The following is a 1,794-nucleotide window of genomic DNA, read 5'->3' on the forward strand; positions in this document are numbered from 1 at the left end:
GCTGGACGTATCACAAGTGCGAATGCTGACATAAGTAACGATAAAACGGGTGAAAAACCCGTTCGCCGGAAGACCAAGGGTTCCTGTCCAACGTTAATCGGGGCAGGGTGAGTCGGCTCCTAAGGCGAGGCTGAAAAGCGTAGTCGATGGGAAACAGGTTAATATTCCTGTACTTGGTAAAGCTGCGATGTGGGGACGGAGTAGGTTAGGTTATCGCACTGTTGGATATGTGCGTTTAAGTTGGTAGGTGGGAAGTTTAGGCAAATCCGGACTTCCTTAACACAGAGAGATGATGACGAGGCTCTACGGAGCTGAAGTAACTGATACCACACTTCCAGGAAAAGCCACTAAGCGAAAGGCTTTACTAAACCGTACTGAAAACCGACACAGGTGGTCAGGTAGAGAATACTCAGGCGCTTGAGAGAACTCGGGTGAAGGAACTAGGCAAAATAGCACCGTAACTTCGGGAGAAGGTGCGCCGGCGTAGATTGTAGTCCCTAGCGGGCGAAGGTTGAACCGGTCGAAGATACCAGCTGGCTGCAACTGTTTATTAAAAACACAGCACTCTGCAAACACGAAAGTGGACGTATAGGGTGTGATGCCTGCCCGGTGCTGGAAGGTTAATTGATGGTGTCATCGCAAGAGAAGCACCTGATCGAAGCCCCAGTAAACGGCGGCCGTAACTATAACGGTCCTAAGGTAGCGAAATTCCTTGTCGGGTAAGTTCCGACCTGCACGAATGGCATAATGATGGCCAGGCTGTCTCCACCCGAGACTCAGTGAAATTGAAATCGCCGTGAAGATGCGGTGTACCCGCGGCTAGACGGAAAGACCCCGTGAACCTTTACTATAGCTTGACACTGAACATTGAATTTTGATGTGTAGGATAGGTGGGAGCCTTTGAAGCAGTGACGCCAGTCATTGTGGAGGCGACCTTGAAATACCACCCTTTAACGTTTGATGTTCTAACGAAGATGACGAAACGTGGTCTCGGACAGTGTCTGGTGGGTAGTTTGACTGGGGCGGTCTCCTCCCAAAGCGTAACGGAGGAGCACGAAGGTTTGCTAATCACGGTCGGACATCGTGAGGTTAGTGCAATGGTATAAGCAAGCTTAACTGCGAGACAGACAAGTCGAGCAGGTACGAAAGTAGGTCATAGTGATCCGGTGGTTCTGAATGGAAGGGCCATCGCTCAACGGATAAAAGGTACTCCGGGGATAACAGGCTGATACCGCCCAAGAGTTCATATCGACGGCGGTGTTTGGCACCTCGATGTCGGCTCATCACATCCTGGGGCTGAAGTAGGTCCCAAGGGTATGGCTGTTCGCCATTTAAAGTGGTACGCGAGCTGGGTTTAGAACGTCGTGAGACAGTTCGGTCCCTATCTGCCGTGGGCGTTGGATGATTGATTGGGGCTGCTCCTAGTACGAGAGGACCGGAGTGGACGCATCACTGGTGTTCCAGTTGTCTCGCCAGAGGCATTGCTGGGTAGCTAAATGCGGAAGAGATAAGTGCTGAAAGCATCTAAGCACGAAACTTGCCAAGAGATGAGTCATCCCTGACTTTAAGTCAGTAAGGGTTGTTGTAGACTACGACGTAGATAGGTCAGGTGTGTAAGTGTAGTGATACATTGAGCTAACAGATACTAATTGCCCGAGAGGCTTAACTATACAACGCTCAAGTGTTTTTGGGAGCTAAGTGAAGTAAGAGATGAAAAGCGAAGCAAATAAAAGTAGAGCGGAAACCGAAGTAAAAGACTAAACAAAGAAAAGTAAATATAGAAGACTTAATAGA

The 1,794-nt window shown here is 49.3% G+C and carries 1 rRNA gene; it reads left to right on the forward strand.

Going from position 1 to position 1,794, the window contains the following annotated elements:
- A 23S ribosomal RNA gene (locus HMPREF2644_RS05025) occupies positions 1-1,670 on the forward strand; the annotation flags it as partial.
- Positions 1,671-1,794 lie beyond the last annotated feature (124 nt).

This window comes from Haemophilus sp. HMSC071C11, assembly GCF_001837655.1.
GTDB lineage: Bacteria > Pseudomonadota > Gammaproteobacteria > Enterobacterales > Pasteurellaceae > Haemophilus > Haemophilus influenzae.